The organism is Pseudomonas sp. 05N434, assembly GCF_056396965.1.
The window spans coordinates 1-6,186 of record NZ_JBFTMK010000297.1; the positions used below are offsets into that span (position 1 = coordinate 1).

Annotated in this window: 8 protein-coding genes; 3 read left to right on the forward strand and 5 right to left on the reverse strand. The window is 58.8% G+C overall.

The genetic code is table 11. The annotated features are described in order from the left end of the window. A partial coding sequence (locus tag AC1DLB_RS18445) for a glutathione S-transferase family protein (RefSeq protein ID WP_477785406.1) occupies nucleotides 1–404 on the forward strand: 404 nt, incomplete at its 5' end. Nucleotides 405–523: 119 nt separating this feature from the next. Here the strand turns inward: AC1DLB_RS18445 and AC1DLB_RS18450 are convergent. From AC1DLB_RS18450 to AC1DLB_RS18460, 3 genes are all read right to left on the reverse strand, one after another. Beyond that, on the reverse strand, nucleotides 524–853 hold the full coding sequence (locus tag AC1DLB_RS18450; RefSeq protein ID WP_018928995.1) for a hypothetical protein: 330 nt from the start codon (nucleotides 851–853) through the stop codon (nucleotides 524–526). Nucleotides 854–928: 75 nt separating this feature from the next. Then, the gene (locus AC1DLB_RS18455) at nucleotides 929–1,609 is read right to left on the reverse strand and encodes a phosphoribosyltransferase (RefSeq protein ID WP_477743181.1); all 681 of its coding nucleotides are present in this window, start codon (nucleotides 1,607–1,609) and stop codon (nucleotides 929–931) included. A 65-nt stretch (nucleotides 1,610–1,674) separates the two neighbouring features. Then, the gene (locus AC1DLB_RS18460; RefSeq protein ID WP_477743182.1) at nucleotides 1,675–2,562 is read right to left on the reverse strand and encodes a universal stress protein; all 888 of its coding nucleotides are present in this window, start codon (nucleotides 2,560–2,562) and stop codon (nucleotides 1,675–1,677) included. A gap of 259 nt (nucleotides 2,563–2,821) precedes the next feature. Between AC1DLB_RS18460 and AC1DLB_RS18465 the strand changes: the two genes are divergently transcribed. Further along, nucleotides 2,822–4,045, forward strand: a complete 1,224-nt coding sequence (locus tag AC1DLB_RS18465) for a DUF3422 domain-containing protein (protein ID WP_019651636.1) — start codon at nucleotides 2,822–2,824, stop codon at nucleotides 4,043–4,045. Nucleotides 4,046–4,063: 18 nt separating this feature from the next. On the opposite strand, the gene cobF is transcribed toward AC1DLB_RS18465, so the two are convergent. Beyond that, on the reverse strand, nucleotides 4,064–4,819 hold the full coding sequence (cobF, locus tag AC1DLB_RS18470; RefSeq protein WP_192350355.1) for a precorrin-6A synthase (deacetylating): 756 nt from the start codon (nucleotides 4,817–4,819) through the stop codon (nucleotides 4,064–4,066). Beyond that, nucleotides 4,819–5,391: a histidine phosphatase family protein gene (locus AC1DLB_RS18475; protein WP_086945593.1), complete on the reverse strand. Its 573-nt coding sequence runs from the start codon at nucleotides 5,389–5,391 to the stop codon at nucleotides 4,819–4,821. The genes cobF and AC1DLB_RS18475 overlap by 1 nt, the downstream gene beginning before the upstream one ends. Nucleotides 5,392–5,905: 514 nt before the next feature. Between AC1DLB_RS18475 and AC1DLB_RS18480 the strand changes: the two genes are divergently transcribed. Next, nucleotides 5,906–6,186: MurR/RpiR family transcriptional regulator (locus AC1DLB_RS18480; protein ID WP_477785407.1), on the forward strand; the 281-nt coding region annotated here is incomplete at its 3' end.

A 6,186-nucleotide genomic window follows, 5' to 3' on the forward strand; every position in this document is an offset into this window, starting at 1 on the left:
CGTTGGAGGTGCGCTTATGGGACCGGTTTTTCGACAATTATCTACAAACGCCGGTCCAACAGATTGTCAGTGATCGACTAYACGCGACCAACGGTGATTTGACCAGGGAACGGGCCACACTTGCGACGGCGTACAGCATGCTCGAGCGCCGAATGGCGTCCAGGATCTGGGTGGCCAGCCCGGACTTCAGCCTGGCCGATTGTGCCGCCGCCCCGGCGCTGTTCTATGCCTGCACACTGGTGCCGTTCCCMGACGACTACCAGCACTTGAGCGCCTATTTCGACCGGTTGATCCAGCGACCGTCATTCCTGCGGGTGATCGACGAAGCCAGGCCCTGGTTTTCGTTCTATCCGTTTGCGGATCGCCTTGCACAACGGTTTCGTGAGGCGCCGGATAATGCATGACCAGTCATTGGCCGCAATGCGATCTGTAGACAACCCGGCGTTTGCGATGTTGCTGGAGGGGATTCGCAAGGCTGTGCGGGAGGGATGGGGTCGTAGGAACGGCCCCTGCGACCGGCGGTTTACCGTTGCGCCAACTCATGCCGGATGCATTGCTCATAATACGTTTGCTTGATGCCGGCAGGCTTGAGACGCGAAGGGCTGTTATAGGTTTGCTCCGTGATGCCCATGGCCGTCATGCGCATCCACGGCCGGGGAAACTTGCGCGATTGCAGCTTCTTGCGTGCTCCGTAAAGCGTAAGCCCGGAAAGTTTCGAGGCTTGCGCGCCCTCGGCTATTTCCGAGCCCCAGCTGCATACATAGCGAGAGTTCTTGCTCAGTTCCTTTGCCTGGGCTCCAAACGAAATAGCCACCAGGACAAACGTTGCAGTCATCCATACCAAAGTCCGCATATCGCCAATGCCTAACCTGCTGAAAAGAAAGCAAGTTTGACAACGAACCGAAGATCGGGGGGCCAGCAGTTTGCCTCATTTCATCATTGATTCTCTCTGCCAGGCCCGATGTAAAAGATCGATGACCTCTTCATCCGACGTCTGAGAGAAATCCGTGTACCAATAGCCGATTGATACCAGCCAATCGGGGGTGAGCGGGCAAATCAGCTCGTCCACTTCGTCGCGCAGTGCCTCTGCCGTTTCCATGGGGGCCACCGGCACGGCGACGACGATGCGTGATGGTGCTTGCAGGCGCACGGCCTGTATCGCAGCCATCATCGTGGCCCCTGTCGCCAGGCCGTCATCGATCAGAATCACCACTTGATCCTTGAGCGCCAAAGGCCCACGGGATTCCCGGAATAGCTGCTCGCGACGCAACATTTCCTGCGTTTCCTTCGCCACCACAGCGTCGAGCGTACGCTGGTCGATGCCGTTAGCCCGCAGCGCATCGTCATTGACGATTTGAATCCCACCGCTGGCGATAGCGCCCATGGCGAATTCCTGATGGGACGGCACGCCCAGCTTGCGGACCAGCATCAGGTCCAGGCGAACCTCCAGGGCCGTGGCCACTTCATAGGCGACCGGCACGCCGCCACGGGGCAAGGCGAGGACGATGACATCGGCTCTTTTGGCGTATTTAAGCAGCGACTCCACCAGGCTTCGGCCGGCATCAACCCGGTCATGCAAGATGGTTTGCAATGAAGGACTGTGATTCATCTGAAAACCTCCCTGGGGCGGGAACCCCGAAACGGGCAAGTCAATTTCGCCAAGGATGCTTGCGACTACACCGCCAGAACGCTGCAAGGCACCTGGTACAGAATATGTTCGGTCGTGCTGCCGAGCAGTTTCTCCAGGCTGCCGTATTGCGTTCTACCCATCACGATCACATCTATCTGGTGTTCGTGGGCGAACTCACTCAGCGCCGACACCGGATGCCCTGTGATGAAATGCCGGCATTCAGCGGGCACGCCGAACCGGGCGGCCAACTTGAGGAATGAGGTTTCCAGGTCCTTGCGCAATTCCCGGGTAAGCTCCGATAGCGTCAGGCCACCGCCCAGATCCGCCAGAAAAGCAGCCGGAATGTCACACGCGTACAGCAGATGCAACTCGGCATTGCATTGCAGCGCAAGGGCAGACGCCTGCAGGATGATCCGGTCATTGAGTTCGCTGTTCGAAGGCTCGGTATCGCCAACATCAACCGCGGCCACCACCTTCTGCGGCAAGGCATGGCTTTCGGCGCCCACCAGATAGACCGGCACCGGACAATGGCGCAACAAACGCCAGTCCAGCGGCGTAAAGAACGCGCGCTTGAGCACTGGCTCATGCTGGACTTGCTTGATCAACAGATCGGGGTGCATTTCCGTGACGTGATCAAGGATGTCCTGGCGCATGTTGTCGGCCCAGGCGACCTCGGTTGTCACCTCGATCCCCCTGCCCTGCATTTTTTCCGCCTGTTCCTTGAGCCAGTCGCGGTGTTCCTGCAGGTAGTTCGCCCGAGCCACTTTCCGGTCGCCCTCTTCGAGCAACGACAGAATGTCCAACGAGGGGATCAGCGCCGCAATATGCAAACTCGCCCCGCTGGCCTTGGCCACGGCAGCGGCATGGTTGAGCGCGGGAGACTGGCGCAGGAGCGGGTTGATGATCAGTAATAACCGTTGATACTGGCTCATGATCTGACTCCGGACAGCGATGGCGTTTTCGCCAGGTCAGCAACCCGGCTTCAGCCCAGACTCCCTCCTTAAAGTCTCTTGGGCCTTGATATATATCAATCCCCTGTGGGCGTCATTGAAGGTGCCCACTTGGGAAAGAATAGTTCACAACTGTGTTGTGCATCTCGTGCCGGGCTCGTGTGGCGAGGGGAGTTGTATGTGACTCCAAAATGGGTCACCCAGTCCCAAGAACAAACAACTCCAACATGGCCTCGACAGCATGCACCCGCAAAGACTGACCCTGCACAATGAGTTGCACGCGCGCCCTTCGCTGTATTTCGACGAGCCCGCCCACGTGTTTCATTTGGCGTTTCTGGCTAATGACGGGCAATGCGACACCCTGCTGAGTCGCTGCTGCCCCGGCCCCGTCGACCCGGATGCGGCCCAGGGCATCACCAGGCTGGAGGGGCATGCCTTGAAGTGGGAGCGACACGCGGAGTTCCTGACGCTGACACTGGTGGTGCCTTCTTCCAGTCAGGAGCCTGACTGGAGCCAGCCCCCCAAGACCTTGATGGACCGCGTCGAACCCTTCATGCAGCACGTGATCAACGCCGTGCAGATTGTGGTGCGCAACGATGCGTCGTTTTCCGGCGATCTGTCGGCTTATGGATTCAAAGACCCTTGCGGCTCATGCATAGGCGGTGGCGATGCGACGGTCTGGAGCGATTTTCGCCTGAGCGAGGACGGCACTAACCGTTTCCTGTTCGTCAACAAGCGCCTGAATGCCTATCGCCAAGGCCGGATGATCCGCCGCCTGCTGGAAATCGAAACCTACCGCATGATGGCGTCGCTTTCCCTTACCACCGCGAAAACCTTGAGCGCTCAGCTCAACGTCTTCGACAAGACATTGGTCAACCTTTCGGAACGTAACGCCGGCCCCGATACCGGCAATGCGAAAGCGTTGTTGACCGACATCGCCAGTCTGTCGGCGCAAGTGGTCAGCAGCACCGCAAAAACCCGACACCGCTTCAGCGCCACCCAAGCGTATGCCCAGCTGGTTTTCGAGCGTTTGGGCGAACTCAGGGAAACTCACGTGGGCGATTGCCAGCGACTCGGGATCTTCATCGAAAGACGCTTCAAACCTACCGTCAGGTACTGTGACGTCACCGAACAGCGCCTGGAGCAGCTGGCCAAAAGCGTGGCCAACCTCGGGGATCTGCTGCAGGCGCGGGTGCAGGTTGAAATGGAAGAACAGAACTCGGAAATCCTGAGCAGCCTGAACGCTCGCGCCGATACCCAAATCAAAATCCAGCGTGCGGTCGAAGGCTTGTCGATTATCGCCATCACCTATTATTTGCTGAGCCTGTTCAAGCTGTTCTACTCGGGCCTGCATACCCTGGGCGCGGACATTTCCGCGCGGGACGCCATGCTGGCCATGACCCCGCTCGCGCTGTGCATCCTGCTGTTTATTTTGATCAGGATCAGAAAGGCCAAAGAACACTGATCAATCGGTTGGCGGCGTTCAAGGCTTGCGCAACAGGTAGGTATCCATGATCCACCCGTTGGCCAACCGCGCCGCCTTGCGCACCCGCTCAATTTCATCGGCCACGTCTTTGAGCTTGCCGCTGATCAGGATTTCATCCGGCGTCCCCAGATAGGCCCCCCAGTAAATGTCTGTCTCCTGATCAGCCACGTGATGGTAGGCATCTTGCGCATCCAGCATTACCACCAGGCTGTCGGCATCGCTTACCTGGCCGGCCGCCAGCCGTCGGCCGGTGGTGATTTCAATCGAGCGGCCGATGCTGTTCAGCGGCACCTTATGTTGCGCCGCCAGCGCCTGCACGCTGGTGATGCCAGGGATCACCTCGAATTCGAACAGACAACGACCGGACGCCAGAATCGCCTGCAGGATCCGAATGGTGCTGTCATACAACGCCGGATCGCCCCACACCAGAAAACCGGCGCACTGATCGTCGGTCATTTCCTCATTGATCAACCGCTCGAACGTCTGCTGCTTGGCACGGTTCAGGTCTTCGACGCTGGCGTTGTAGTCCACATCCCCGCGCTCACGCTCCGGGCTGTGGGCTTCAACGAAGCGGTAGTCGTGATCGGTGATGTAGCGCTCGCAGAGCTCGCGGCGCAGGTCGATCAGTTTGTCTTTGCTCTGGCCTTTGTCCATGAGGAAAAACACGTCGACCCGGTTCAGCGCTTTCACCGCCTGCATCGTGATGTAGTCGGGATTGCCCGCGCCGACACCGATAACCAGAAGTCTTTTCATCACAGCACTCCTTCAGGGTCCATGCCCGTCAAGCGTAACCGCCAGCGACCGTTGAACCGCAACTCGACGGCCGACAACGGTTCGACATCGATCTGGTTGAACCCGGTGCCCTGCAACACCTGCATCAGCGCGGCGCGAATGACAAACGGATGGGTGATGGCAACGATATGCCCCGGCGTCGCCTCAAGGGCTTTCATCCACGCGGCCACTCGCTCACCGAGCTGCGCCACTGACTCTCCACCGTGGGGCGCCGACGTCGGGTCGCTGAGCCAGGCCTGGAGCGTCTCGGGTTCGGATGTTTGCAAATCGTCGATCGACGTGCCCTTCCAGCGTCCGAAATCGCAATCCCCCAATGCCGTGACAATCTCCACGTTGTCGCCAAACAGCTCAGCGGTTTGCCGGGTCCGCCGTTCAGGGCCGCAGAGTAAACGGGGGGCTCGCTTGAACAGACGACAGCGCGAGCCCTTCGCCGATTGCCAATCCATTTCCACGGGTTCATTCGTAGGAAAACGCGCCAGTTTCTGTGCGACGGTTCGAGCGTGACAAATCAGGGTCAAGCGGGTTGCCTGCACGAAGGTTCTCTCTGTCGATGGGATGAAAGATGGCACGATGCCGCGAACAATCGGTTCATTGTGCCGCAAGAAACGCACTCTGGGCGCCTTCCTTGTAGCAGCTGCCGAGCTCGCGAGGCTGCGTTCGGCCGCGTAGCGGTCGTAAAATCAGGCACTGTGATCCGTCAGGCACACTGTGCACTCAGGGTTTACGACTGCTTCGCAGCCGAACGCAGCCTCGCAGGCTCGACAGCTGCTACCAGCGAACGCAGCCTCGCGAGCTCGGCAGCTGCTACGGCGTGGGCTCACAACGCCCATTTTATTCCTGAGCTGGGTCGATATCTCACACCTCTATGGGCGATGTCCTACAAAGCCTGTCGACATCCACTCAGCCCCGCACGCACGGGGGTTTTGCCCCATTTTAGTGCTTTCAAAATCCGCACAAAAATTAACTAGACATGTAGCACACGTTACATAAATACTGATTTAGCGTTTTATGAAATGAAACCGACATACCCATCCAGCAGGAGCCCGGATGCCCCCTCTCAGAGACCTGATCACCGAGCCCGGCCTGGACTTCACGCCGTCGGAACGCAAAGTCATACGTGCCTTGCTGGACCAGTACCCGCGTAACGGACTGGGCCCGATGTCACGCTTGGCCGAACATGCCGGTGTCAGCGATCCGACCATCGTGCGGCTGGTAAAAAAGCTGGGTTTCAGCGGTTACGCCGATTTTCAGGAAGCCTTGCTCAGTGACATGGATCACCGCCTGCGCTCCCCCAGCACCCTGTTGCAGCCCCGCGCCCAACTCAAGAA